21 protein-coding genes and 2 tRNA genes are annotated in these 25,107 nt (G+C 71.1%); 12 read left to right on the forward strand and 11 right to left on the reverse strand.

The features are described 5' to 3' along the window. Window positions 1–136 precede the first annotated feature (136 nt). Both tig and AB0F04_RS05090 read right to left on the reverse strand, forming a co-directional pair. Entirely contained in the window at window positions 137–1,489 is a 1,353-nt protein-coding gene (tig, locus tag AB0F04_RS05085; RefSeq protein ID WP_362037876.1) for a trigger factor, read from the reverse strand. Between the two features lie 195 nt (window positions 1,490–1,684). Continuing rightward, window positions 1,685–1,761 (reverse strand) — tRNA-Pro (locus AB0F04_RS05090). A gap of 164 nt (window positions 1,762–1,925) precedes the next feature. Between AB0F04_RS05090 and AB0F04_RS05095 the strand changes: the two genes are divergently transcribed. Next, window positions 1,926–1,999, forward strand: a tRNA-Gly gene (locus tag AB0F04_RS05095). 126 nt (window positions 2,000–2,125) lie between these two features. On the opposite strand, the gene AB0F04_RS05100 is transcribed toward AB0F04_RS05095, so the two are convergent. Further along, on the reverse strand, window positions 2,126–2,770 hold the full coding sequence (locus AB0F04_RS05100; protein WP_362037878.1) for a LysE family translocator: 645 nt from the start codon (window positions 2,768–2,770) through the stop codon (window positions 2,126–2,128). 154 nt (window positions 2,771–2,924) lie between these two features. On the opposite strand from AB0F04_RS05100, the gene AB0F04_RS05105 reads away from it, so the two are divergent. Then, window positions 2,925–3,380, forward strand: a complete 456-nt coding sequence (locus AB0F04_RS05105) for an ASCH domain-containing protein (protein WP_362037880.1) — start codon at window positions 2,925–2,927, stop codon at window positions 3,378–3,380. 47 nt (window positions 3,381–3,427) lie between these two features. Here AB0F04_RS05105 and AB0F04_RS05110 read toward each other — a convergent pair whose 3' ends face one another. Both AB0F04_RS05110 and AB0F04_RS05115 read right to left on the reverse strand, forming a co-directional pair. Beyond that, window positions 3,428–6,013 carry a PQQ-binding-like beta-propeller repeat protein gene (locus AB0F04_RS05110; RefSeq protein ID WP_362037882.1) on the reverse strand — a complete coding sequence of 862 codons (2,586 nt, stop codon included), beginning with the start codon at window positions 6,011–6,013 and terminating at the stop codon, window positions 3,428–3,430. A 104-nt stretch (window positions 6,014–6,117) separates the two neighbouring features. Next, window positions 6,118–6,312, reverse strand: coding sequence for a hypothetical protein (locus tag AB0F04_RS05115; protein WP_003990237.1), 195 nt, complete (start codon window positions 6,310–6,312; stop codon window positions 6,118–6,120). Between the two features lie 693 nt (window positions 6,313–7,005). Here AB0F04_RS05115 and AB0F04_RS05120 point away from each other — a divergent pair. Further along, the gene (locus AB0F04_RS05120) at window positions 7,006–8,118 is read left to right on the forward strand and encodes an acyltransferase family protein (RefSeq protein WP_362037886.1); all 1,113 of its coding nucleotides are present in this window, start codon (window positions 7,006–7,008) and stop codon (window positions 8,116–8,118) included. Between the two features lie 33 nt (window positions 8,119–8,151). Here AB0F04_RS05120 and AB0F04_RS05125 read toward each other — a convergent pair whose 3' ends face one another. Further along, window positions 8,152–8,589 (reverse strand): HD domain-containing protein, encoded by a 438-nt coding sequence (locus AB0F04_RS05125; RefSeq protein WP_362038671.1) that lies wholly within the window; start codon window positions 8,587–8,589, stop codon window positions 8,152–8,154. A 30-nt stretch (window positions 8,590–8,619) separates the two neighbouring features. Further along, window positions 8,620–9,798, reverse strand: coding sequence for a PP2C family protein-serine/threonine phosphatase (locus tag AB0F04_RS05130; protein ID WP_362037888.1), 1,179 nt, complete (start codon window positions 9,796–9,798; stop codon window positions 8,620–8,622). Between the two features lie 162 nt (window positions 9,799–9,960). Between AB0F04_RS05130 and AB0F04_RS05135 the strand changes: the two genes are divergently transcribed. Next, entirely contained in the window at window positions 9,961–11,211 is a 1,251-nt protein-coding gene (locus AB0F04_RS05135) for a GNAT family N-acetyltransferase (protein ID WP_362037890.1), read from the forward strand. Between the two features lie 16 nt (window positions 11,212–11,227). Here AB0F04_RS05135 and AB0F04_RS05140 read toward each other — a convergent pair whose 3' ends face one another. Further along, window positions 11,228–12,037, reverse strand: coding sequence for a DNA-formamidopyrimidine glycosylase family protein (locus AB0F04_RS05140; RefSeq protein ID WP_362037892.1), 810 nt, complete (start codon window positions 12,035–12,037; stop codon window positions 11,228–11,230). A gap of 255 nt (window positions 12,038–12,292) precedes the next feature. Then, window positions 12,293–12,778 carry a ribose-5-phosphate isomerase gene (locus tag AB0F04_RS05145; RefSeq protein WP_362037894.1) on the reverse strand — a complete coding sequence of 162 codons (486 nt, stop codon included), beginning with the start codon at window positions 12,776–12,778 and terminating at the stop codon, window positions 12,293–12,295. Window positions 12,779–13,057: 279 nt separating this feature from the next. Here AB0F04_RS05145 and AB0F04_RS05150 point away from each other — a divergent pair, with 279 nt between their 5' ends. Beyond that, window positions 13,058–14,548: an amino acid permease gene (locus AB0F04_RS05150; RefSeq protein ID WP_362037897.1), complete on the forward strand. Its 1,491-nt coding sequence runs from the start codon at window positions 13,058–13,060 to the stop codon at window positions 14,546–14,548. A 102-nt stretch (window positions 14,549–14,650) separates the two neighbouring features. Here AB0F04_RS05150 and AB0F04_RS05155 read toward each other — a convergent pair whose 3' ends face one another. Next, complete coding sequence (locus AB0F04_RS05155) at window positions 14,651–16,669, reverse strand: serine/threonine-protein kinase (protein ID WP_362037899.1); 2,019 nt, start codon at window positions 16,667–16,669, stop codon at window positions 14,651–14,653. A 196-nt stretch (window positions 16,670–16,865) separates the two neighbouring features. Between AB0F04_RS05155 and AB0F04_RS05160 the strand changes: the two genes are divergently transcribed. Then, on the forward strand, window positions 16,866–17,591 hold the full coding sequence (locus tag AB0F04_RS05160; protein WP_362037901.1) for an LPXTG cell wall anchor domain-containing protein: 726 nt from the start codon (window positions 16,866–16,868) through the stop codon (window positions 17,589–17,591). Between the two features lie 88 nt (window positions 17,592–17,679). Here AB0F04_RS05160 and AB0F04_RS05165 read toward each other — a convergent pair whose 3' ends face one another. Beyond that, window positions 17,680–18,261, reverse strand: coding sequence for a biotin transporter BioY (locus AB0F04_RS05165; protein WP_362037904.1), 582 nt, complete (start codon window positions 18,259–18,261; stop codon window positions 17,680–17,682). A gap of 449 nt (window positions 18,262–18,710) precedes the next feature. Between AB0F04_RS05165 and AB0F04_RS05170 the strand changes: the two genes are divergently transcribed. The 6 genes from AB0F04_RS05170 (at window position 18,711) to AB0F04_RS05195 (ending at window position 25,027) form a co-directional block, all read left to right on the forward strand. Then, window positions 18,711–19,910 (forward strand): ROK family protein, encoded by a 1,200-nt coding sequence (locus tag AB0F04_RS05170; RefSeq protein WP_362037906.1) that lies wholly within the window; start codon window positions 18,711–18,713, stop codon window positions 19,908–19,910. Between the two features lie 230 nt (window positions 19,911–20,140). Then, window positions 20,141–21,196, forward strand: coding sequence for an ABC transporter substrate-binding protein (locus tag AB0F04_RS05175; RefSeq protein WP_362037909.1), 1,056 nt, complete (start codon window positions 20,141–20,143; stop codon window positions 21,194–21,196). Between the two features lie 5 nt (window positions 21,197–21,201). After that, window positions 21,202–22,056, forward strand: a complete 855-nt coding sequence (locus AB0F04_RS05180) for an ABC transporter permease (protein WP_362037911.1) — start codon at window positions 21,202–21,204, stop codon at window positions 22,054–22,056. Beyond that, window positions 22,032–22,766, forward strand: coding sequence for an ABC transporter ATP-binding protein (locus tag AB0F04_RS05185; protein WP_362037913.1), 735 nt, complete (start codon window positions 22,032–22,034; stop codon window positions 22,764–22,766). The genes AB0F04_RS05180 and AB0F04_RS05185 overlap by 25 nt, the downstream gene beginning before the upstream one ends. Further along, complete coding sequence (locus AB0F04_RS05190) at window positions 22,763–24,106, forward strand: LLM class flavin-dependent oxidoreductase (RefSeq protein WP_362037915.1); 1,344 nt, start codon at window positions 22,763–22,765, stop codon at window positions 24,104–24,106. The genes AB0F04_RS05185 and AB0F04_RS05190 overlap by 4 nt, the downstream gene beginning before the upstream one ends. Window positions 24,107–24,133: 27 nt before the next feature. Further along, window positions 24,134–25,027 (forward strand): TauD/TfdA family dioxygenase, encoded by an 894-nt coding sequence (locus AB0F04_RS05195; RefSeq protein ID WP_362037917.1) that lies wholly within the window; start codon window positions 24,134–24,136, stop codon window positions 25,025–25,027. Window positions 25,028–25,107: the final 80 nt, after the last annotated feature.

Consider the following 25,107-nt stretch of genomic DNA (forward strand, 5'->3'; position numbering starts at 1 on the left):
ATCGCCGGGCCGTGGGCGGGTGGGGGCTTGTCGCGCAGTTCCCCGCGCCCCTGGGGTGCGCTTGCCCCCCCTGGGCGGCGAGAAGGCCCTGGGGCGTGCCCCAGGGCCTTCTTCACGGACTCACCGCGACCGGGGCTCAGCCCTCGGTCTTCTCCTCGGCGGACTCGGTCTCGTCCTCTTCGTCGTCGAGGTCGATGATCTCGCCGTTGGTGTCCTTGACCGTGGCCTTCTCGACCACGACGGCCAGGGCCTTGCCGCGGGCGACCTCGCCGACCAGGAGCGGAACCTGGCCGCCCTCGACGACCGCCTGGGCGAACTGGTCGGGGGACATGCCGGAGGAGGCGGCGCGGCGCATGAGGTGCTCGGTGAGCTCCTCCTGGTTCACGTTCAGCTTCTCCTGCTTGACCAGCTCGTCGAGCACGAACTGGGTCTTGATGCCCTTGACCGCGGCCTCGCGGGTCTCGGTCTCGAACTCCTCCTCGCTCTTGCCCTGGATCTCCAGGTACTTCGCGAGGTCGAGGCCCATCTGGCCGAGCTGGTGGTGCTCGAGGTTGTGCTTGCGGGTGTTGACCTCGTCCTCGAGCAGCTTCTCGGGGACGGGGACCTCGACCAGCTCGAGCAGCTTCTCGAGGACGCGCTCCTGGGCCTGCGTGGCCTGGTCGTACTGCTTCATGTTCTCGAGGCGCTTGCGGCTGTCCGCGCGCAGCTCCTCGATGGTGTCGAACTCGGAGGCGAGCTGCGCGAACTCGTCGTCCAGCTCGGGCAGCTCACGCTTGGCGACCTGGGTGACCTTGACGGTGACCTCGGCCTCCTTGCCGGCGGCGGAGCCGCCCTTGAGCTCGGAGGTGAAGGTGGCCTCGCCACCGGCCTCCAGGCCCTTCACGGCGTCGTCGATGCCGTCCAGCAGCTCGCCGGAGCCGATGGTGTAGGACACGCCGTCGGCGACGCCGTCCTCCAGCACCTCGCCGTCGACCTTGGCCTGCAGGTCGATCGTCACGACGTCGCCGTCCTCGGCGGCACGCTCGACCGGGGCGGTGGAGGCGAAGCGCTCACGCAGCTCCTCGACGGCCTTGTCGACGTCCTCGTCGGTGACCTCGACCGCGTCGACCTCGACCTCGATGCCGGAGAAGTCCGGGATCTCGATGGAGGGACGGATGTCGACCTCGGCGGTGAAGTTCAGCGTCTCGCCGTCCTTCAGCTCCGTGATGTCGACCTCGGGCTGGCCCAGCACGCTGAGCTCGGCCTCGTTGACCGCGTCGGTGTAGAACTTCGGAAGCGCGTCGTTGACCGCCTCCTCCAGAACCGCACCGCGGCCGAACCGCTGGTCGATGACCCGGGCCGGGACCTTGCCCTTGCGGAAGCCCTTCACCGTGACCTGCTGGTTGATCTTCTTGTACGCCGCGTCGAGGCTGTCCTTGAGCTCCTCGAAGGGCACCTCGACAGTGAGCCGAACCCGAGTCGGGTTCAGGGTCTCCACGGCGCTCTTCACGGTTCGGTCTCCTTGATGGCTGACTTCTTGGTTTCTGCCGGGACCAGAACGGCCCGGCGGATTTCGCCGCCCGGAGGACTTCAGACGCTGAGACACACGGGCGTGCAGCTTGCATAGTAACGGCAGCGACTACACCGCCCAAAAGGCGATCACATGAGTGATCCCATGGGCGATCACGCGAGGTGATCGGGTGGCTGGTCGGGGTGGCGGGATTTGAACCCACGGCCTTCCGCTCCCAAAGCGGACGCGCTACCAAGCTGCGCCACACCCCGTCTGGTGCGACACGTAGGGTACATGCCGCACGGTGGTGCGGCCGCCGGATTTCCCCGGGGTGTGTGCCGCGCCGTCTCCGACGGGAATGCGGTGTGCGACAGAGGGGGGCGACCCGCTACGATGCCTCCAGTGCCGCGGTCACCCGACCTGCGGCGCGTGCTGTGCGGGCGTAGCTCAATGGTAGAGCCCTAGTCTTCCAAACTAGCTACGCGGGTTCGATTCCCGTCGCCCGCTCCATGTGGCTCAGGGCCGGGTCGGAGGATCATTCCTCCGCCTGGCCCTGAGTGTTTCCCAGGGCTGTGTTCAGTCCGGCGTGTCCCCCGCGTGCCCTCTGATGCTCATAGGTGGCACTGAGCACCTGGCTCAGGTGCTGACGGGTGCGCGGTACAGGGCGGTACGCAGCGCGAAGGCGCCGAGCAGGCCGCCTGCCGTGAACCGCTGGGCGGCCATGGCGCGCGGCCGGGTGGCCAGAAACCCCGACACCCGCGCCGCGCCCAGCACGATCAGGGCGTTGACGGAGAGCCCCACGACGATCTGCACACCACCGAGCTGGAGCAGTTGCCCCCAGGCCGGGCCTGCCTGCGGGTCCATGAACTGGGGCAGCAGGGCGGCGTACATCAGAGCGATCTTGGGGTTGAGCAGGTTGGTCAGCAACCCCATCGAGAACAGGCGGGCGTCCGAGACCGGAGGGAGATCCCGGGCCGGGGCGAACGGCGAGCTGCCACCGGGCTTGACCATGCCCCAGGCGAGGTAGGCCAGGTAGGCGGCCCCGACAAGCTTGACCACCGTGAACGCGACCGGCACGGCGGCGAACAACGCGGACAGGCCCGCGGCCGCGGCCAACAGGTAGCACACGAAGCCCATGGCGGTTCCACTGAGACTGACCAGGCCCGCTCTGCGGCCTTGGGTGATCGCGCGGGAGGCGAGGTGGATCATGTTCGGCCCTGGGGTCAGGGCCATGCCCAGTTCGACCAGAGCCACTCCTGCGACTGCGGTCAGAGTGACCACGGTCAACCTCCTGCTGGTTCGTAGGGCACGTGTTACCGAGTGGGTCGCCGCATCGCACTGCACGGCGACGACGCATCGGCAGCGCACGTCTCGCCCGCTGCAGAATACGATCTTGCCGCTGAGTGTTTCCGGGATGGGCCGTTACGGTCATCGCATGCAGCCCGAATTCTTCTCGTCCGCCGCCGTCGCGTCGATGCCCAGGGCCGAGTTCGCCTTCCCCGGCCCACTGCGCGACAGGCTCGTCGCGGCGATCCTCGACGGTTCGAAGACCTCCACGACAGGACTGCTCATCGACTACGAGCACGGGGGTGACCCGCTGCCGACCGTCGGGGGCCGTTCCGTGGTCGTCGACTCCGCCGGTCGTCCGGTCGCGGTGATCGAGGTGGTGGGTGTGCGCGTCGTCCCGCTGGCCCGGGTCGATCTCGCCCACGTGCTGGCCGAGGGGGAGGGGCATGCCGACGTGACCGAGTGGCGAGAAGGGCACGAGCGGTTCTGGCACGGCGAGGAGATGCGTGCGGCTCTGCAGGACCCCGGCTTCACGGTGGACGACACGACGCCGGTGGTTCTGGAACGCTTCCGCCTCATCGCCGATCTCCGTCGCGCCGGCTGAGGGGCCGCCGGCCACGTGGGCCGGACGGCCGCGACCGGCGTCCGGTGTCAGAGGTCCCGGACGTTCACGGTGTAGACGGAGCGGACGCCGTAGGGGACGTACAGGGCGTCGCCGACGAGCAGGGGCAGGGCACCGGAGGTGACGAGCATGCTGTTGGCCCGGCCTCCGTCGTCGCGGCCGTCCCGGGTGTCCTCGACCTTGCCGCTGCGCGCGTTCAGCGCGGCCAGCCGGCCGCTGGGGGACGCGAAGTACACGTGGGTGGCCGAGGCCGTCGGCGGCCCCTGCCGCTCCACGGTGGAGTTGGATTCCCACAGGGTGCGCCCGGTGAGCGGCGCGACGGCGCGGACGCCTCCGCTGCTGCTCGTGAAGTAGACGGTGCCGCGGGCCAGGTAGGCCGTCGACCCCTCGGGCCGGCGCTTCTCCAGGCGGCGCTCGGTGAGCTCGTGCGAGGCGACGTCGATCAGGGCGAGGCCGCGGGACGTGGAGTAGCCGTCCGCGAGCACCAGGCGGCCCTCGTGCCGGCCGAGCAGGTGCAGGGCGCCCTCGGCCTCGACGGTCCAGCGGGTCTTTCCGCTGGCCGGATCGATCTGCGAGACGGTGGTCTCGGCGGATTTCTCGTCGTCCGCCCTCGTCGTGCAGAGCAGGTAGGCGCGGTCGGCCGCCGCTTCCAGGACGCAGTCGCCGCGGGTCTGCGGCTGCGGCTGCCGCCAGCGGACCTTGCCCGTCCGGGCGTCGAGCAGGGCGTACTGGTCGCCCTGCGATCCGTAGAAGGTGATGACACCCTCGGGCACCGCCGTGGCGGCGCCCTGGGGCTCATCGGGGACACGCGCCATCTCGCCGCTCCCGGCCGGGGTCCGCCAGAGCTCCTTGCCGGTGCCGGCGGCCAGGGCGTGGACCGTGTAGCCGGCCCCCACGCCGTTCGTGCCTTGCGCGTCCTCGGAACCGTAGGCGTAGACGCGGCCGTCGCCGGTGCCGATGAGTGCGCCCTCGTCGCCGGAGGTGCCGTCGGGTGTGGCGTCGACGGGCCGGCTCCAGGTGTTGCGGCCGTCGGCGAGACCGAAGCGGGTCGCCATGAGGTCGGAGCCGGCGCAGACGAGGGAGGCGTCGACGACGGAGCAGCCCTTGAAGGAGGTGTCGGTTCCGCTCAGGCCGTCCTCGCCGCCTGCGGGGGCCTGTGCCGTGGCGGCCCACGGCTTCCATCCCCCGGGGAGATCGGCCGCGCCCTTGGGAGGGTCGGCCACCCTGGCCGCGGACGAGGGCGGGCGGTCGCGGTCGCGGTCGCGGATCAGAGTGAGGGTGGTGGTGACGATCGCGGCGAGCGCGAGGGCCGCGGCGGCCGAGATCAGCAGCAGCCCGTGCCGGCGGCGGCCGCGGGTGCGCCAGGGCTCGGGCCGCGATGTCCCGGCCGGGTCGTGCGGCGGCCGTGGCTGTGCCGTCGGTGTGCTGTCGGGCCGGGGGCGGCCCGGGCCGCCGCGCCGCGCCTCGTCCCGCCCGGCGGGATGCCTTCCGCCGTGCGCTTCGCCGTCCGCCCCTCCGTCCGGTACGACGACCCCTACGTCGTCCACCGCTTCGGCCGCTGCCACGACGCCCAGGCCGTCCATACCGTCGGCCGCTCCCGCAACCCCCGGGCGGTCCATCCCGTCGGCCGCTGCCTCGTCCGGCCCGTCGTCCGCTTCGGCGGGCAGGGCGTGGGGCGTGGTGCTCCGGTCGGTGCGGGCCGCTTCCGGCCAGGCCGTGCCGGCGGGCTCGGTCGGCCGTGCGCCCGGCCACGGACGCTCGGGGCGGGGTGCGCCGGCCCCGGGCGCGGTGAGCCTGACGGGGGTGCCGCCTTCCCGGAGCAGCGTGAACAGTTCGTGTGCGGCGGGGCGGGACTTCTGGTGCTTCTCCAGGCAGACGCGGATGAAGGGGAGCAGTTCGTCGGGGACGCCGGTCAGGTCGGGTTCGCCCTCGACGACGCGCAGGGCCGTCTCGTACGGGCTCGGGCTGTCGAAGGGACCGCGGCAGGTGGCGGCGTAGGTGAGGACCGAGCCGAGGGAGAACATGTCGGCGGCGGGGCCGACGTCGTGCGGGGCGGCGAACTGCTCCGGGGACATGAAGGGCGGGGTGCCCATGACGCGGCCGGTCTGGGTGAGGGCGTCCGAGGCGGCGAACTCGGCGGCGCGTGAGATGCCGAAGTCGATGACGCGCGGGCCGTCCTCGGCGAGCATGACATTGGCCGGCTTCAGGTCGCGGTGGACGACTCCGGCGCGATGGATGTCGCGCAGCGCCTCGGCGAGGCCGGCGGCGAGACCGCGCAGGCGGGGCAGCGGGAGCGGGCCGTGCTCGCGGACGTGGGTGCCGAGGTCCGCGCCCGGTATGTAGAGCGTGGCCATCCAGGGGTGCGGGGCGTCGGCGTCCGCGTCCACGACGGGGGCCGTGAAGGCTCCGCTGACCCGGCGGGCGGCGGCCACCTCGCGGCGGAAACGGGCGCGGAACTCGTCGTCGTCGGCGTACTGGCTGTGCACGACCTTGATCGCGAGGCGGCGGCCGGAAGCCGAGCGGGCCAGGTAGACCACGCCCATGCCGCCGGAGCCGAGGCGGTCCTCGATCCGGTAGCCGCCCACCTCCGCCGGGTCGGAATCGCGCAGCGCCATCCCCGTACGTTCCCCCCGTCACGCACCGTCCAGTGGTCGGGGCGAGCGTAACCGCCCGTGCCGCAGGCGCGCGGCGCGGGCCCGGGGAGGGTGCGTCGTCCCGGTCAGAAGCTGATGGAGTTGATCGTCTCCGCTATCGAGTTGAGGAACCGCTGGATGTCGTCGGCCATGCCGGTCGAGGCGAGGAAGAAGCCGAAGAGAACCGCCACGATCGCGGGACCGGCCTTGATGGAGCCGCCTCTGAGCAACACCACAAGGATGATCGCCAACAGCAGCACCACAGACAGTGAAATGGCCACAACTGATCACACCCTCGGTCGGTCCGCACTCCCGGCCCGGGGACGCGACCGCGCACCCCGCCAGAACCATCGTGCCACCAACGCGGCCGGGCTATGCGGGCGCTGACACATCGACCACATGCGTGTCGCCCGCTCCGGTGTGAGCCACCCGCGGACCGGGGACCCGACTCCCGGCAGTCGCACGGCAATTCGACGGGCCACCCGCCCAGGAATTCGGCCGGTTCGTTTCCGTCTCCACACAACGCGTTCGCAGCTAATTCGAATTGTTGCCACAGGACCATCAACACCCGCACGGAGCGCGGCCCGAAGAGGACGGAAGGGGACATTCCGCGGGAGTCGCCTGCTGGTCTTATGCGGCGCTTAGTCCGGATGTATCACGATAAGCGGGGCCCGGTCGGTGCACACAATCCGGTACCGGACGATGTGTTGGCCATCACGCCGACAGGGACGTCAACTACCCGTAATCCGGGGTACTCGCAGCGAATAGCCAGGAATGACGTCCGGCGTTTTACGAATACCTGCGGGGAACGCTAGGGTGCCTCAGATGTTCCACGCTGCCTCGTCCCCCGCACGCGCAGCGAGGTCCCGGATCGTCTCCCCGAGCTCCTGGTGGGAGGGTCTGTGACGAACTCGCTGCGACCGAACGGCGACCGCAGGGCGCCACTTCCCCCGGCACAGTCGCCGGCCGACGGAGTGCCGAGCCCCCGCTCGCCGCAGAGCACGCAGAAGAAGCAGAACGGCAAGCAACGCGACGCGTTCTTCGACAACGCCAAGTACCTCGCGATCGTACTGGTCGCCATGGGTCACGCCTGGGAGCCGCTCAAGGGCGACAGCCGGGTGCTCGAGGCCGCCTACCAGGTCGTCTACGCGTTCCACATGCCGGCGTTCATCCTCATCTCCGGCTACTTCTCGCGCAGTTTCGACATGCGGCCCGACCGGCTGAAGCGCCTGATCACCGGCGTGGCCGTGCCGTACATCATCTTCGAGACGGCCTATCCGCTCTTCAAGCGGGTCATCGACAACGACCCGCACCAGGAGATCAGCCTCCTCGACCCCTGGTACCTGACCTGGTTCCTGGTCGCGCTGTTCATCTGGCGCCTGACCACCCCCATCTGGAACCTGGTGCGCTGGCCGCTGCCGCTCGCGCTGGGTCTCGCCATGCTGGCGACCGTCACCCCGGAGATCGGCGACGACCTCGACCTGCAGCGCGTCCTGCAGTTCCTGCCGTTCTTCGTGCTCGGTCTGGTCATGAAGCCCGAGCACTTCCACATGGTGCGCCGCCGTTCGGTGCGTATCGCGTCGGTGCCCGTGTTCGCCGCCGCGCTGGCCTTCAGCTGGTGGGCGGTGCCGCGCATGAACACCGCGTGGTTCTACCACCGTGACGCCGCGCAGGAGCTGGGCGCCCCGTGGTGGACCGGTCCGGTCATGGTGCTCGCCATGTTCGGCTGCTCGCTGGTGCTGACCGCCTGCTTCTTCGCCTGGGTGCCGCGCCGCCACATGTGGTTCACCGCCCTCGGCGCCGGCACGCTCTACGGCTACCTGCTGCACGGCTTCCTGGTGAAGGCGGGCGACTACCAGGGCTGGTTCGAGGCGTCCTGGCTGCACCAGCCTTCCGGTGAGATCCTCGTGACCGCCCTCGCGGCCGCCGTCGTGACGGTGCTGTGCACCAAGCCGGTGCAGCGCGTCTTCCGGTTCGCGATGGAGCCGAAGATGGACTGGGCCTTCAAGCGGGACCCGGCCGAGCAGGCCCGCGAACGCCACAGCGCCGAACGGCGCGAGCGCGAGCGCGAGAAGGTCAACGCCTGACCCCTGCCGCAGCGTTCGCCCGGCACCCGGCGTTCATCCGGCCAGACCGAGAAGTGCGCGCATCCGTGCGTACTTCTCGGTCAGTCGTTCGCGGGTCGCCGCGTCGAGGACCGCGAGCCGTGCCGGGTCCGCGTTGTGCGCCAGGTCCGCCTCCTTCACCAGCAGCGCGCCGGGCGTGGCGAGGATGCGCGCGGCGTACGCCTCCGGCGGCTCCCCCGCCCTCTTGGTGACCGCGAGGACGATGCCCTTCGTACGGCTGCTCAGGGCGGCCTCGTGCAGCCATCGTGCGGACAGGGCGTCGTCCTCGACGGCGTCGTGCAGCCAGGCCGCCGCGATCTGTTCCTCGTCGCCGCCCCTGGCCCGTACGCCCTCCGCCACGGCCTGGAGGTGTTCCGCGTAGGGCCGTCCCGCTTTGTCGGTCTGGCCGGTGTGCGCGGCACGGGCGGTGGCCTCGACCTGGGCCAGGGTCATACGGGTCGTCTCGCTCACCGCTCCAGTGTCTCAGCGGTGGGCGGCGGCCGTCGGCCCCTCGCGGCAGATCAGCAGCAGGGCCCGGTCGTCGTTGACGTCCTTGGCCACGGCCTCGATGAGATGCCAGGCGGCGCCCTGGAAGCCTCCGGCCACGTAGCGGTCGGCCTCGCCGGTGAGGCGGTCGATGCCCTCGACGATGTCGCGGTCGGCGGTCTCCACGAGACCGTCCGTGAACAGCATCAGGACGTCCCCGGCCCGCAGGGAGCCCTTCACCGGGTCGAACTGGGCTCCGTCGTACACCCCGAGGAGCGGGCCCTCGGCGGCCTTCTCCTCCCAGCGGCCGGTGCCGGCGCTGAGCTGAAGGCCCGGCGGGTGACCCGCGGAATAGAGCTCGTAGTCGCCGGAGTCCAGGTCGAGGACGAGGTGGATGGAGGTGGCGAAGCCCTCGTCCCAGTCCTGGCGCAGCAGGTAGCCGTTCGCGGCGGGGAGGAAGGCGTGCGGCGGGAGGGAGCCGAGCAGGCCGCCGAACGCGCCGGACAGCAGCAGGGCGCGGGAGCCCGCGTCCATGCCCTTGCCGGAGACGTCGGTGAGGACGACCTCCAGCGTACGGCCGCCGTTGGTGCGCGCCGCCACCACGAAGTCGCCCGAGAAGGACTGGCCGCCCGCCGGGCGCAGGGCCATCTCCCGGTGCCAGCCGTCCGGCAGGTCGGGCAACTTGCTCTGCACCCGGATGCGTTCACGCAGGTCGAAGAGCATGGTGCCGCCGCGCCGCCAGGGCACACCGACCCGGCTGCGGAACTGGGCCAGCAGCAGCCCGAAGAAGCCGCAGGCCGCGACCACGAGCACGACGCCCGGGGTGACCCTCGACGGGCCCTCCGTGTACGGGCCGAGCTGCACCGACTCCACGATCAGCGCCGTGGCCGCCGCCGCGTACAGGCCGAGGAGGCTGGCGGGCCGCAGCAGCAGACCGCCCACGACGACGGGCAGCACCAGCGCGGCAGGTGAGAACCACACCGAGTTGCCCAGCGTGGCCGCCGCGATCAGCGGGACGGTCAGGAGCAGACCGGCCAGGGCGATCCAGTCGGAGCCGTTGCCGCGGAAGTAGTCGACGGCGGCCCGGCGCACGCCGACACGGACCCGGTGCCACTGCTTCTTCAACCGGGCCGTGAACGTCTCGGCTTCCGCGCGCCGCTCTCGTCCTGATGCCATTAGTTCGGGACCCTATCCATCGGACCAGCCCCTTGGCACGGGAGGTCCTACTTGTCCCCCGTCCGAGGGCCGAGATCACAGTGAACTTCACCGTGCCCGGCCCTGCCGCCGCCCGGCGGAAATTGCCTCGCCCGCCCCGCATCGTCCTGGTAGGCATGGCTCATGGCAACTGACGGGAACGCCCCTTCGCCCGGTCTGCGGGTCCTGCGGCAGGACGATTGGGACAAGTGGTACGACACCCTGCTCCGGGCCTTCGGAGGGGTGCCGGAGTCCGCCGAGGAAAGGGAGTTGTGGCGCTCGCTGACCGAGTACGACCGTTCCCTCGGCATCTGGGACGGGGACGAGTGCGTGGGGACGGCCGGGGCCTTCAGCTTCCGGCTGACCGTGCCCGGCGGCGCGTCGCTGCCGGTCGCGGGCGTCACGATGGTCGGCGTGGCCGCCACGCACCGCCGGCGCGGCCTGCTGACGTCGATGATGCGGCGGCAACTGGACGATGTGCGTGCGTGGGGAGAGCCGCTGGCCGTGCTCACCGCGTCCGAGCCGGCGATCTACGGACGGTTCGGATACGGCAACGCGACCCTGTCGCTGGCCGCCGAGATCGACACCACCCGGGTCGGGCTGTCGGTGCCGGACGGTACGGACGACGTACGCGTGCGGTACGCGGTACCGGCCGATGTACTGGACGTGTGCGAGGCGTTGTACGCCCGGCTGGTTCCGGAGCGGCCCGGGATGCTGGCCCGGCGGCCCGGCTGGGAGCGGCTGGGGGTGCTGGATCCGGAGAGTGCGCGGGAGGGGGCGTCGCCTCTGCAGTGTGTGCTCGCCGAGCGGGACGGGGAGACGATCGGGTACGCGCGGTACCGGGTCAAGCCCGAATGGGAGCTGTCCGGGTCCAACGGCAAGGTGGTCGTCGAGGACTTGGCGGCGCTGGACCCGGCGGCCGAAGCGGCGCTGTGGCGTTTCCTGTTCGGGATCGACCTGACCTCGAAGGTGACCGTGCGGTCGCGTCCGGTGGACGACGCGTGGCAGTACCTGGTGTCCGACCAGCGGCGCTGTCATCCGTGGTTCCGGGACTCGCTGTACGTGCGGCCGGTGGAGGTGGGCGCCGCGCTGGAGGCGCGGACGTATCAGGCCCCGGTGGATGTGGTGTTCGAGGTGGAGGACGCGTTCTGCCCGTGGAACGCCGGGCGTTGGCGGCTGACCGGGGACCCGAAGGGGGCGTCCTGCGAGCGTACGACGGATGCGGCGGATCTCGCCCTGTCCGTGAGGGAGTTGGGAGCGGCGTACCTCGGGGGCGTGTCGCTGGCCGCGTTGGCGGCGGCGGGCCGGGTGCGGGAGATCCGGCGCGGGGCGCTGGCGGAGGCGTCGCTCGGGTTCGGGTCGGCGGTGGCGCCGTGGCTGCCCCACGGATTCTGACGGACGCCCGCCTGTTTCAGGGGCGTTGGCAGGCCGGGCACCAGAAGAGGTTGCGGGCGGCGAGACCGGCGGTGCGGATCTCGCCGCCGCAGACATGGCAGGGCAGACCGGCCCTGCGGTAGACGTACACCTCGCCGCCGTGGTCGTCCACGCGCGGCGGGCGGCCCATCGCCTCCGGGGTGTGCTCCGGGCGGACGGTGTCGATGCGGTTGTTGCGGACGCCCTCGTGCATGAGGACGACGAGGTCGGTCCAGATCGCGTCCCACTCGGCGGGGGTGATGTCCTTGCCGGCGCGGTACGGGTCGATGCCGTGCCGGAAGAGGACCTCCGCGCGGTAGACGTTCCCGACGCCGGCGATGACCTTCTGATCCATGAGGAGGGCGGCGATCGTCGTACGGCTGCGGGCGATGCGGCGGTGGGCGAGGTCCGGGTCGGCGTCGTCGCGGAGCGGATCGGGGCCGAGGCGGTCGTGTATCGCCTGCTTCTCCGGGGGCGTGATGAGGGCGCAGGTCGTGGGGCCCCGGAGGTCGACATAGGTGGTGTCGTTCGCCAGGCGGAGGCGGACGGTGCCGGTGGGGGGCGGCTCGGGAGCCGGGCCGAAGGTGACCTTGCCGAACAGGCCGAGGTGGATGTGGATCCAGTCGGTGTCGCGGAAGCCGAGGAAGAGGTGCTTGCCGTGGGCTTCCGTGCCGGTGAGTTCGGTGCCGGTGAGGAGGGTGGCGGCGGGGGCGAAGGTGCCCTGCGGGCTGGTGGTGCGGGGGTGTGTGCCGAGGAAGGCGGCGGCGTAGTCCTGGGCGAGGCGGTGGATGGTGTGGCCTTCCGGCACGGGTGCTCCTTGTGAACGTCGCCTGTGCCCGGCCGGGCCCGCGGTGGTCGGAAGGCCGAGGTCGCGGGGCTCCGCCCCAGGCCCCAGGTTTTGCCCACCCGCCCGCCCGACACGGTTTCTCACGAGGCCGAGGCCACGGGGCTCCGCCCCGGACCCCGGCGGGGACTGCGTCCCCTGCGCCCCTCGGGGCTTCCTCCCGCGCGCTCACGCGGCCCCGCCCCGGCCGCTCCGGGGCGGGGCACAGGGCCCGGTGGGTTACTGCTGGGGGTGGTGCGGCGGAATCGGGGGGAGGTCGCCGGTCGTTTCGTAGGCCGACAGCATGTCGATCCGGCGGATGTGACGTTCGTCACCGGAGAACGGGGTGCCCAGGAAGGTCTCCACGAACTTCGTCGCCTCGTCCTGCGAGTGCATGCGCGCGCCCACCGCGACGACGTTCGCGTTGTTGTGCTGGCGGCCAAGGGACGCCGTCTCCTCGCTCCAGGCGAGGGCCGCGCGGACACCCTTGACCTTGTTCGCGGCGATCTGCTCGCCGTTGCCCGAGCCGCCGATGACGACGCCGAGGGCCTCGGGGTCCGCGGCCGTGCGCTCCGCTGCGCGGAGGCAGAAGGGCGGGTAGTCGTCCTGGGCGTCGTAGATGTGCGGGCCGCAGTCGACGGGGTCGTGACCCGCCGCCTTCAGCCAGTCGACGAGGTGGTTCTTGAGTTCGTAGCCCGCATGGTCCGAGCCGAGGTACACGCGCATGGGACGAGTGTGACACGGGTGTTTCGGGGAAGGCGCGCGGGGTGGCGCTCACAAAAAACTGAGGCGAATGTGAGCCTCATTACGGAACCTCAGGAAAACCTCAAGTAACAATCTGGATTCAAAGGTTCTCCTATTCGTTCGCCTCCGATTCACTGGACCGGCTCGTACACCGCTCGTACGAGCCACCCGTACACCGCGCTGCCGCGAAACACCCCTTTCGTGCGGCTGGTGCGGCGTCGTACGGAAGTACAGCTCCCCGGCGCAAAGGAAATCCGTTCCATGACCTCGCAGCCGACTCTGAACAAGACCGGAAACGACCCCGGAGGGCCCGGAGAACCCGGAGCCGAGGGCTCCGGGCTGCAGGCCGGGCTCAAGAACCGGCATCTGTCGATGATCGCCATCGGCGGTGTCATCGGCGCCGGCCTCTTCGTGGGGTCCAGCTCCGGTATCGCCACCGCCGGGCCCGGCATCCTGCTGTCGTACGCCCTCGTCGGCACGCTCGTGGTGCTGGTGATGCGGATGCTCGGTGAGATGTCGGCCGCCAACCCCACCTCGGGTTCCTTCTCCGCGCACGCCGACCGGGCCCTCGGGTCCTGGGCCGGTTTCTCCATCGGCTGGCTGTACTGGTTCTTCTGGGTCGTCGTGCTGGCGGTCGAGGCGACCGCCGGTGCGGTGATCCTGGAGGGCTGGATACCGGCCGTGCCCCAGTGGGGCTGGGCCCTGATCGTGATGCTGGTGCTGACCGCCACCAACCTGGTGTCCGTCGGCTCCTACGGCGAGTTCGAGTTCTGGTTCGCGGGCATCAAGGTCGTCGCGATCGCGGCGTTCATCGTCATCGGCGGACTGGCCGTGTTCGGGCTGCTGCCCGGCGTGGACAGCGAGCAGGCCGGAGTGAGCAACCTGACCGCGCACGGCGGCTTCCTGCCCAACGGGGCCGGCGCCATCCTCACCGGTGTGCTGCTCGTCGTCTTCTCCTTCATGGGCAGCGAGATCGCCACCCTGGCCGCCGGTGAGTCCGAGAACCCGCGCCAGGCCGTCACCAAGGCCACCAACAGCATCATCTGGCGTGTCGCCGTCTTCTACCTCGGCTCGATCGCCGTCGTCGTGTGCCTGCTGCCCTGGGACAGCAAGTCCATCACCAAGGACGGCTCCTACGTCGCCGCGCTGGACTCCCTCGGCATCGCGCACGCCGGCCAGATCATGAACTTCATCGTGCTGACCTCGGTGCTGTCCTGCCTGAACTCCGGCCTCTACACCGCCTCCCGCATGGCCTTCTCCCTCGGTCAGCGCGGTGACGCGCCGAAGGCCTTCGCCCGCACGACCTCCAACGGCGTGCCGCGCACGGCGATCCTCGCGTCGGTCGCCTTCGGCTTCGTGGCGGTGTTCTTCAACTACAAGTTCCCGGACTCCGTCTTCCTCTTCCTCGTGAACTCCAGTGGCGCGGTCGCCCTGTTCGTGTGGCTGGTGATCTGCTTCTCCCAGCTGCGCATGCGGAAGATCATCAAGGCCGAGGCGCCCGAGAAGCTCGTCGTGAAGATGTGGCTGTACCCGTACCTGACCTGGGCGACTGCCGCGCTGATCGTGTTCATCCTCGGTTACATGCTCACCGACACCGAGCACGACGGCCGTCAGACCATCCTGCTGTCGCTGCTCGTCGCCGCGGTGGTGCTGGTCATCGCCTTCGTGAAGAAGGGGGTGCGCGGGGAGCGTACGGCCGCCGACGCCCCGCAGGTCCAGGGCGAGGAGCGGAACGAGGTGTCGGCCGGCTGATCCTCCGGCCGCTCGCCGTTCGTCTCGGACGGGGGCCTGTGGTGCGTGTTGTCGCGCACCACAGGCCCCTTTTCGCTGGCCCGCACGGGCCTCGAGGCGTGCCTACAGCACCGTGAAGCTGTCCCTGACCTTCTCGTAGGCGGCGAGGGCCTCCTGTTCGATCCCGGCCTCGTACCACGTGTTGACCTGGTACGACTTGCCGGTCACGTTGAAGCCGAGCAGGCGGGCGTGCCAGTGGACGCCCTTCAGCGTGAAGGTGTACTCCCAGACCACCGCCGGGTGACCGCGGAACGTCGTCTCCTCCAGGCGGATCTTGCGGTAGTCCTGGCCCTGTTGGGCGTTGCGCTCCGAGGTCTGCCAGGTCTCCAGCAGGTCGCCGCGGGCCAGGGAGGACTTGCCCACCAGTTCCTGGGAGCCGTCCGGGGAGGTGTAGTGCACCTCCGCGCCCGTCTTGACGTCCCGCCGCCAGCCGTCGGGTGTCGCCCAGGCGAAACCACCGGCCTCCCGGTGCGTGCCGGGCGGCAGGGTCTGCGGCCTGGTGGTGCCCTCGACGGTGGGCGAGGGGGTGGTGCCCGCGGTGGTGGCTCCGGTGGTGTTCCCTGTCGTGGCTCCGGTGGCGTCCCCGGCGGTGGCCGGTGCGGACGCCGAGGAACCCGCGCGGGGAGTCTCGTCGCCGTCGTCCGGTCGGCCCGCTGACGTCGCCAGCAGGATCGCCGCGACGGTTCCGGCGGTGGTGAGAGCGGCCGCCGCGACGGTGAGCGCCGTACGGCGACGGGGGCGGGGGCGGGGGGCGTGCGGGGTGGGCGGGCCGGGAAGTTCACCCGGCGGCACCGGCAGAGGCGTGGGCTGAGGACGGCACTCGGTCTCCGCCTGGGCGCGCGTCAGGGAGACGGGGGTCCGGGAAGGCGTGGACGTCGTCGTGGGTGCGGGGTGCGGGGGGCGGTGCGGCTCCAGGACGGGGGCAGGGCTGCGCGGGTCCCGGGGCGCGGGGAGGGGGGCGGGGTCGGGTGCCGGTGCGGAAGCCGACGCGGGTGCCGGGGCGGAAGCCGACGCGGGTGCCGGGGCGGAAGCCGACGCGGGTGCCGGGGCGGAAGCCGACGCGGGTGCCGGGGCGGAAGCCGACGCGGGTGCGGGTGCGGGTGCGGGTGCGGGGGAGGTTGTCTGTGGCTGCGGTTCCGGGGCTGCTTGTCGTCCGCCGAGGGTGGTCGGCAGGTCGGGGGCGGGCTGCGGACGGGGCGAGCGCTCATCGCCGGCCACCGCCACCGTGGGTGCAGGGGCCGGGAACGCCACCGGCTCCAGTGCCGTCTGCAGAGCTTCCAGGTCCGGGCGGGCCGACGGTTCCTTGGCCAGCAAGGAGGTCAGGATGTCCCGCAACGGGCCTGATGCGGCGGGGAGTTGCGGCTCCTCGTACAGGACCGCGTGCAGGGTCGCCAGTGTGGTGTCGCGGGAGAACGGGGAGCGGCCGCCCAGGGCCGCGCAGAGGGTCGCGCCGAGGGACCAGATGTCGGACGGTGGGCCCTGCGGGCGACCGGAGATGCGCTCGGGGGCCATGTAGTCGGGCGAGCCGACCAGCATGCCGACCATGGTGAGCGCCTTGGCGTCCTGGATCGCCGCGATGCCGAAGTCCGTGAGGACGACGCGCCGTCCGGGGCCGGAACCGCTGCCGTTGCCGCGTCCGGATCCGGCCATGCCGTCCGCGTGCTCCACGAGGACGTTGCCGGGCTTGATGTCGCGGTGCAGTACGCCCCGTTCGTGCACCTGCCGCAGCGCCGCGACCAGACCGAGTCCGATGCGGGCCGTCTCTCCGGGGCTCAGCGGACCCGTCTCCGCGAGGATCCGTTCCAGGGAGCGGCCCGCCACCAACTCCATGACGATCCACAGGCGTTCACCCTCGTCGACCACGTCGTAGACCCGTACGACGTTGAGGTGGTCGATCCGGGCCGTGGCCCTGGCCTCGCGCAGGGTGCGTTCACGGCGGGTCCTGCTGTCCTCCGCGTCGAGTCCGTCGATCCGCATTTCCTTGACGGCGACCAGCCGGTCGAGTATTTCGTCGACGGCTCGCCACACTCGTCCCATTCCCCCCTGGCCGATACTCTCGACCAACCGATAGCGCCCCGCCACCAATACCCCTGGGACACCACCGCTGTTCGCATTCCCCGGCAATTCGCTGCACCCCCTCCACGACGCCGCGACCGTCTCCAGTGAAACACAACGGTCACACTTCGTGCCGTACCAGGATAGTGCGGGGAAATCTTGTGGTACCTCTTTCAGTGCTGCGAATTCAGGCGCAGTCCAGGGGGACGCAAGGGGGACGAACATGAGTTCTCGTCACACGACGGCGATCACAGGATCACTGGTCATGGCATCTTTCTCGGCGGTGATGATCCTTTCCGGAACGGCCGGCGCGGAAGACGACAAACCCGCGAGCAGCAAGGGGGGAAAGGTGGTTGACGCCGCCCCGGCAGGGGTGAAGACGACCACGACACTGCCCGGGAAGATCTCGGTCGACAACCGTTCCGAAAAGACGGCGATCACCGCCTCGGTGAAGAACGAGGGGAGCAAGGACAGCGGGAAGATCAGGCTCTTGGTGGTCGGTTTCGACGGGCTTGTCGTCAAGGGCGTCGAGGGATGTTCTGCGATACCCGAGAAGGGACTTCCGGAGGGTTCGAACAGCGGATTCGCATGCCCGATCGACAATCTCGCGGCCGGTGAGTCGAAGTCGTACGCCGTCGACGCGACGTTCGACCTCGGCAAGACCGGGAAGATCTGCCTGCCCGTGCAGACGAGCGACGGGAAGAAGACGTTCTGGCAGCAGGGCCCCGTGCCGTTCGGCACGAGCAACTCGTCGCCGGACGCCCCCGCCACACCCCTGCTGCTCGGCACCGACAACGAGCCGGCGGGGCCGGGCGGGAAGGAACTGCCAAAGACCGGTTTGGCCCGCGATCTGCTGCCGCTGGGGGCGACCGGCGCGTCGCTGCTCGCGGCGGGCGTGGCCGGAATGTGGTGGTCGCGACGGCGGCGGCCGGGGGCTCAGGAGGCCTGAATCCGACGGCTGTCGGGCGGGCACGGACGCCGAGAGGCCCGCCGGGGGCATCGCGCCCCCGGCGGGCCTCTCGGCTACGCCTGCGGTGTCAGCGCTTGTTCGCGAACTTCCAGGCCGTCGGCAGGGCGCCCATGGCCAGGGCCGCCTTCAGCGCGTCGCCGATGAGGAACGGGGTGAGGCCGGCCGCGATCGCGGCGGTGGCGGACATGCCGGTGGCGAGGGCCAGGTAGGGCACGCCGATGGCGTAGATGATCGCCTCGCCCACCAGCATCGTGCCGGCCGTGCGCAGCACCGAGCGGTCGGCGCCGCGGCGGGCCAGGGCGCCGACGACGGTGGAGGCGAGGATCATGCCGAGGATGTAGCCGAAGGAGGGGGCGACGCCCGAGGTGCCCTGCGCGAACCACGGCACACCCGCGATGCCCGCCACGGCGTACAGCGCGAGCGCGAGGAAGCCGCGGCCGGCGCCGAGGGACGTGCCGACGAGCAGCGCGGCGAAGGTCTGGCCGGTCACCGGCACCGGGGAGCCCGGCACGGGCACCGAGATCTGGGCGGCGAGGCCGGTGAGCGCGGCGCCGCCGAGCACGAGGGCCGCGTCCCGGACACGGGAGGCAGGGAGCAGGTCGGCGAGGACCTGTCCGGTGCGGGACGGTGTGGCGGCAGCGGTGCTCATGGGGACTCCGCGAGGGTGAGGGCCGGTGGGACACCGTGACGCTATCCCAGCGCCCTCACCCTGATCACCGTCAGCGCTCGACAAAGGCACGAACACGCTCTTGGTTGACTTCGGACAAAGGGTGCCGCCTACACCGGGTCCGAGGTGACTCCGGTCACGGTGGTGAGGTGGTGCGCGGCACCGGAACGGGCCGAAGGGTGTCTGTAAGTTTCCCCCAAAGACGCCGTGCCCACCGTCTCGCCCGTCGGTCGCCGTCTGGGCAGCCCGGGGCCGCTTTGCTAGCGTCGCGGACATGGTTGCCCAGGCCCGGTACTTCTCGTCGCGTCGCTACGTCGACCTGCGACGCCAGGGCACGGCCACCTGTCGCCGCCCTCAGTGAGGCGGGACGGAGGGATCCGGCCCGCCGATCGAAACGGCGCAGTGTCGGACCGGCCTCCAGGAAGATCCCCATGCCTCGTACCGCGGCTCCCCTTCTCACGTCCCCCGTGCCCCGTGTCGCCGACAGCGACCGGCGTCGCACCAGCGCGAGCGTCGTCCTGCGATCCGTGCTGGAGCACGGGCCGGTCGCGCGCAGCACCATCGCCCGGCTGACCGGGCTGTCGCCCGCGTCGGTGACCGACTACTGCGCCCGCTTCGCCGAGTGGGGGCTCATCCGGGAGTCGGCCGAGCTGCGGCGCTCCAAGGGCGTGGGCCGGCCGCATCTGCCGGTCGACCTGGACGACTCCCGGTTCGTGGTGGGCGGCGTGCACGTGGCGGTGCCGTACACCACGGTCGCGCTGCTGGATCTGCGCGGGCGGGTGGTGGCCCGCAGCGAGGTGAAGCACGTGGGCACCGAGCCCGCGCGGGTGCTGGGGCGGGCCGCCGACGCGCTGGCGGCGCTGCTCGCCGGGTCTCCCCGCAGCAGGGTGCTGGGGGTCGGCTTCGCGGCGGGCGGCTGGGTGGAGCGGGACTCGGGCACCGTCGTGGAGCACCCACTGCTCGGCTGGCGCGAGGTGCCGGTGCGCCAGGTGCTCGGGGCGCGTACCGGGCTGCCGGTGCATGTCGACGGGCACGCGCGGGCGTTGGTGAACGCCGAGCGGCTGTTCGGGCGGGCGCGGGGCAGCCGCAGTGTGCTGCACCTGTTCGCGGGCAACGTGGTCGATTCGGCGTTCACCACCCATGACGAGGTGCACCACGGGCCGCGCTCGCGGGCGGGGTCGATCGCCCATCTGCCGGTGCCGGGTGGCACGGAGCCCTGCGCGTGCGGCCGGGTGGGCTGCCTCCAGGCCGAGTTGAGCGAGCGGACGCTGTGCCGGCTGGCCCGGGAGGCGGGGGTCGTCGACGGGGTGAACCCCATGCAGGTGGTCTCCGCCGCGGCGGCCGGTGACCCGGTGGCGGGGCGGCTGCTGCGGGAGCGGTCGCGGCGGGTGGGCCGTGCGGTCGGGCTGCTGCAGGACGTGCTGAACCCCGAGCGGGTGGTCGTGACGGAGATCGGGGCCATGCACCGGGCGGACTGTCTCGCCGCGCTGCGGGAAGAGGTCGGAGCGGATCGCGCCGCGACCGTCTCGCCGATCAGTTTCACGGATTCCGTACTGGCCGTGGCCGGTGGTTCGGTGGCGCTCGACGTTCTCTACCGGGATCCGCTGGCCGCGTCACCTGAGGCTATTTAATTCAGAAACTCGGAATGTTGACAGGGCGGGTCGATGACCAGGAACATCCTGTTCATGACCCCGCTCACGAGCTGTCGCACTCTCTGTTGCTGACCCGTTGACGCGCCCAGGCGCCCGTTCACGGAGCGCCTTCTTCTTCCCCGTGTGAAATTCACGTGAATTCCCCTGCCCGGCATTCCCTTCCGGAATTCCGCGTGCCGTGCCGCCTTCCATGACCCGGGAGTCCTCCCATGCCCTCTCCTCCCCCGTCCGGTCTCGACCGGCGTCTGTTCCTGACCTCACTGCTCGGCGTGACGGCCGCGGCGGCCGGACTGAGCGGCTGCGCGGACAGCAGTGCCGCCGCCGAAGAGGCCTCGGACGCTCCCCTGGCCTCCACGGTGCCCGCCGGTACGAGCCTGAAGATCGCCTCCTATCAGAACGCCCAGCAACTCCAGTTCAAGCTGGCCGGGTTCCGGGACCTGCCGTTCAAGGTCGCCGACTGGCTGAACATCGGCGCAGGCCCCGATGTCATCAACGCCTTCCGCGCGAAGTCCCTGGAGGTCGCCAACAACGCGGGTATCCCGCCGATCCAGGCGCACTATCAGGGCTTCGACGCGAAGATCGTGGCGATCAACATCACCCGGAAGCCCAACTACCTCTTCGCCACCAAGCCGGGCAGCGACGTCCGTACGGTCGCCGGCTTCAAGGGCAAGCGGCTCGCCTTCTCCCAGGGCCAGGCACAGGGCGTGGTCCTGCTGCGGGCGCTGAAGAAGGCCGGGCTGGCGTACGACGACGTGGAGCTGGTGTCGCTGACCAGCAATCAGTTCCTCACCGCCCTGCAGTCCGGGCAGGTGGACATCGCCCCGCTCGCCAACACCCAGGCGCCGGCGTATCTGGCGCAGTACAGGTCGGCCCGGACCATCACCACCGACGTGGTGGACCTGCTCAGCCTGCTGTGGGCGCCGGTTTCCGTGCTGAACGACAAGGCGAAGGCCGCCGCGATCGCCGCGTACATCCCGTACTGGGCCAAGAGCCAGGTGTGGACCTACGAGCACCCCGACGAGTGGAACGAGCAGTTCTACGTCGGGACGCAGAACCTGACGCTCCGCCAGGCGGAGGCCGTCACCGCGCTCGCCAACAAGCCGCTGTTCCCGCCCCGATGGGACGAGGCCATCAGGTGGGAGCAGGAGACCGCCGACCTGCTGGCGGAGGGCGGCTTCGTGAAGGAGTTCGACGTCTCCGAGCTCTTCGACCACCGCTTCGAGTCCCTCGCGGCCGAGGCCGTGCCCGCGGAGTACCGGAGGTGACCGCCGTGACCACGACGACGCACACGACCGCGCAGGCCCCCGCGGCGCTCCCCCCGGTGGAGGGGACGCACCAGGTGCGCAGGCGCCGGCGGCTGGCTCCCGGCAAGCGGCTGCCCGCCACCCGGCTCGTCGGGCCGGCCGCCGTCCTCGGGCTGTGGAGTGCCGCCTCCGCCGCCGGGCTGCTCGACCCGGGCGCGATCCCGGCGCCGTGGACGGTGCTGGAGACGGGCAGCCGGCTGTGGACCGCGGGCACGCTGCCGGACGACATCCTGACGTCGCTGCAGCGCGCGGCCACCGGCTTCTCGATCGGCCTGGCGGTGGGCATCCTGCTCGCGCTGGCGTCCGGGCTGACCCGGACCGGTGAGGCCCTGATCGACGGGACGGTCAACCTCAACCGGGCGATCCCCACCCTCGGCCTGATCCCGCTGTTCATCCTGTGGCTGGGCATCGGGGAGACCTTCAAGATCGCCATCATCGCGATCGTCGTCTACATCCCGATCTACCTCAACACGCACGCCGCGCTGTCCGGCATCGACAGCCGCTTCGTCGAACTCGCCGAAGTCCAGGGCCTGTCGAAGTACCGGTTCATCCGGCAGGTCGTCATCCCCGGAGCCCTGCCCGGCTTCTTCGTCGGACTGCGGCTCGGCGTCACCGGCTCCTGGCTCGGCCTGGTGGTGCTGGAGCAGATCAACGCCACCAGCGGCCTCGGCTACATGATGTTCCAGGCGCAGAACTACGGCCAGACGGACGTCATCCTCGTCGGCCTCGTCGTCTACGGCGTCTTCGGCCTGGTCTCCGACAGCGCGGTCCGTCTGATCGAACGGAGGGTGCTGTCATGGCGCCGCACACTGAGCAGCTGACCCGGCCCGCCGTCCGACTGCGCGGCCTGACCCGGTCGTTCGACGGACGCACGGTCCTCGACGGCATCGACCTCGACCTGCCCGCCGGACAGCTCACCGCCCTGCTGGGCCACAGCGGATCCGGCAAGAGCACCCTGCTGCGGGCGATCGCCGGACTCGACCACGGCGTCACGGGCTCCGGGCAGCTCACCGCCCCCGAGCGGGTGTCGGTCGTCTTCCAGGACTCCCGGTTGCTGCCCTGGCTGCGGGTCCTCGACAACGTGCTGCTCGGCGCCGAGGGCAAGGAGGCCGGGCGCAAGGGGCGGGAAGCCCTGGAGGAGGTGGGGCTGAAGGGCCGCGAGCGGGCCTGGCCGGGCGAGCTGTCCGGCGGGGAGGCCCAGCGCGCCGCCCTGGCCCGGTCCCTGGTGCGCGAGCCGGAACTGCTGCTGGCCGACGAGCCGTTCGGGGCGCTGGACGCGCTCACCCGGATCCGGATGCACGGCCTGCTCCGGGAGCTCTGGGAGCGCCACCGGCCCTCGGTGCTGCTGGTCACCCACGACGTGGACGAGGCGATCGTCCTCGCCGACCGGGTGCTCGTCCTGGACCAGGGCCGGATCGGCCTCGACCTCACCATCGACCGCGCACACCCGCGCTCGTACCGCGACCCCCTGCTCGGCGCATACCGGGAGCGGCTGCTGGCCGCGCTCGGTGTCACGGAGGACGACCGATGACCCGCAGACAGCTCCACCTCAACGCGTTCCTGATGAACACCGGCCACCACGAGGCGTCGTGGCGGCTGCCGGAGAGCGACCCGTACGCGCACGTGGACCTGGCCCACTACGTGCGGCTGGCCCGGATCGCCGAGCGCGGCACCTTCGACTCGCTGTTCCTCGCCGACGGCCCACAGCTGTGGAACAACCTCGCACAGCGGCCCGCCGGGGCGCTGGAGCCGATCACGCTGCTGACCGCCCTGGCGACGGCGACCGAGCACATCGGCCTGATCGCCACGGCCTCCACGTCGTACAACTCGCCGTACAACCTGGCCCGCAAGTTCGCCACGCTGGACCACCTCAGCGGGGGCCGGGCGGGCTGGAACATCGTCACCACCGCCGGTGCCGAGGCCGCCCGGAACTTCGGTCTGGACGCCGAGCCGGCGCACGCCGAGCGGTACGCACGGGCCGCCGAGTTCCTCGACGTGGCGCTGAAGCTGTGGGACAGCTGGGAGGACGACGCGATCGTCGCCGACAAGACGGCGGGCGTGTGGGGCGACGACGCGAAGATCCACCCGCCCCGCCACCGGGGCCGGTACTTCAGCGTCGAGGGCGCCCTCAACGTGCCGCGCACGCCCCAGGGTTACCCGCTGCTCGTGCAGGCCGGCTCCTCCGAGGACGGCAAGCGGTTCGCCGCCCGGTACGCGGAGGCGGTGTTCACCGCCCAGCAGACCATCGAGGACGCCCGGTCCTTCTACGCCGATCTCAAGTCCCGCACCGTCGCGGCCGGCCGGGACGCCGAGCACATCAAGGTGCTGCCGGGCATCGTCCCGGTGATCGGTTCCACCGAGGCCGAGGCGCTGGAGAACGAGCGGATCCTGGAGGACCACATCGTGCACGCGCACGGCGTGGACCGCCTGGAGCGGCTGCTGCAGCTCGCCCCCGGCACCCTGGAGCTCGACAGCCCGCTTCCCGCCGGCCTGCCGCCGGAGAGCGCCGTCGAGGGCGCCAAGAGCCGCTACACGCTCGTCGTGGAGCTGGCCCGGCGCGACCGGCTCACCGTGCGGCAGCTGATCGGCCGGCTCGGCGGCGGCCGCGGGCACCTCACCTTCGCCGGGACGCCCGAGCAGGTCGCCGACACCATCGAGCTGTGGTTCGGCTCGGGCGCCGCGGACGGCTTCAACATCATGCCGGCGGTGCTGCCGTCCGGCCTGGAGGCCTTCGTCGACCACGTCGTCCCGATCCTGCGCGCCCGGGGACTGCTCCGCACCGAGTACGGCAGCGCCCGCCGCACCCTGCGGGAGCGCTACGGCCTGCCGCGCCCCGCCAACCAGCACCTCGACGCCCCCGCCCTCGTCTGATCCCCTCTCGTCCGGAAGGAACCCGTCATGGCCATCGAGATCCACAAGGTCACCGCGAACATCGGCGCCCGAGTCGAGGGCGTCGACCTCACCCGGCCCCTCGGCCAGGAGACCTACACCGCCCTGCGGGACGCGCTCAACACCCACAAGGCCCTGGTCTTCGACGCGGAAGGCCTCGACGACGCGGGCCAGCAGGCCTTCGCCCGCCATTTCGGCGACATCACCACCGCCCACCCGACGGTGTCGTCCATCGCCGACGCCCCGAACGTACTGCCCGTCGACAGCGAGCGGGGCCGGGCCGCCAACCACTGGCACACCGACGTCACCTTCGTCCTCAACCCGCCGCAGGCCAGCACCCTGCGCAGCATCACGATCCCGCCGTACGGCGGCGAGACCCTGATCTCCAGCTCCGCCGCCGCCTACCGCAACCTGCCCGAGTCGCTGCGCAGCCTCGCCGACACCCTGTGGGCCGAGCACACCAACGACTACGACTACGCCGTCCCGGACGAGGAAGTCGACGAGAAGCAGGCCGCCCGGCGCGCCCAGTTCACCTCGATCAAGTACCGCACGGTCCACCCGGTGGTCCGCGTCCACCCGCTGACCGGCGAGCGCGGGCTGTTCATCGGCGGCTTCGCCCAGCGGATCGTGGGCCTGTCCCCGGGCGAGTCGCGCAAGATCCTCGACCTGCTCCAGGCGTACGTCACCCGGCCGGAGAACATCCTGCGCCACCGCTGGTCGCCCAACCAGCTCGTCCTGTTCGACAACCGCATCACCCAGCACTACGCCGTCGACAACTACGACGGTCTGCCGCGCCGCCTGCACCGGGTCACCGTCGCGGGTGACATCCCCGTCGGGATCGAGGGCAAGGAGAGCTACGTCATCGAGGGCGACGCCTCGCACTACACGCCGGTCGCCGCCTAGCCACACAGAGCGACGCGATCGTCCACATGCTGGGATGCCTCTCCGTCAGGCGGGGAGGCATCCGAGACTGGCGGCGTTTT

It is taken from the genome of Streptomyces sp. NPDC029041 (assembly GCF_040637515.1).
In the GTDB taxonomy this organism is placed as follows: domain Bacteria; phylum Actinomycetota; class Actinomycetes; order Streptomycetales; family Streptomycetaceae; genus Streptomyces.

Bases quoted from the DNA above. Each gene is read 5' to 3' on its own strand.
- AB0F04_RS05105 (WP_362037880.1), top strand. From the start codon at position 2,925: ATGCAGCCCGAATTCTTCTCGTCCGCCGCCGTCGCGTCGATGCCCAGG.
- AB0F04_RS05110 (WP_362037882.1), bottom strand. From the start codon at position 6,013: ATGGCGCTGCGCGATTCCGACCCGGCGGAGGTGGGCGGCTACCGGATC.
- AB0F04_RS05125 (WP_362038671.1), bottom strand. From the start codon at position 8,589: ATGACCCTGGCCCAGGTCGAGGCCACCGCCCGTGCCGCGCACACCGGC.
- AB0F04_RS05130 (WP_362037888.1), bottom strand. From the start codon at position 9,798: ATGGCATCAGGACGAGAGCGGCGCGCGGAAGCCGAGACGTTCACGGCC.
- AB0F04_RS05135 (WP_362037890.1), top strand. From the start codon at position 9,961: ATGGCAACTGACGGGAACGCCCCTTCGCCCGGTCTGCGGGTCCTGCGG.
- AB0F04_RS05145 (WP_362037894.1), bottom strand. From the start codon at position 12,778: ATGCGCGTGTACCTCGGCTCGGACCATGCGGGCTACGAACTCAAGAAC.
- AB0F04_RS05150 (WP_362037897.1), top strand. From the start codon at position 13,058: ATGACCTCGCAGCCGACTCTGAACAAGACCGGAAACGACCCCGGAGGG.
- AB0F04_RS05160 (WP_362037901.1), top strand. From the start codon at position 16,866: ATGAGTTCTCGTCACACGACGGCGATCACAGGATCACTGGTCATGGCA.
- AB0F04_RS05165 (WP_362037904.1), bottom strand. From the start codon at position 18,261: ATGAGCACCGCTGCCGCCACACCGTCCCGCACCGGACAGGTCCTCGCC.
- AB0F04_RS05170 (WP_362037906.1), top strand. From the start codon at position 18,711: ATGCCTCGTACCGCGGCTCCCCTTCTCACGTCCCCCGTGCCCCGTGTC.
- AB0F04_RS05175 (WP_362037909.1), top strand. From the start codon at position 20,141: ATGCCCTCTCCTCCCCCGTCCGGTCTCGACCGGCGTCTGTTCCTGACC.
- AB0F04_RS05185 (WP_362037913.1), top strand. From the start codon at position 22,032: ATGGCGCCGCACACTGAGCAGCTGACCCGGCCCGCCGTCCGACTGCGC.
- AB0F04_RS05190 (WP_362037915.1), top strand. From the start codon at position 22,763: ATGACCCGCAGACAGCTCCACCTCAACGCGTTCCTGATGAACACCGGC.
- AB0F04_RS05195 (WP_362037917.1), top strand. From the start codon at position 24,134: ATGGCCATCGAGATCCACAAGGTCACCGCGAACATCGGCGCCCGAGTC.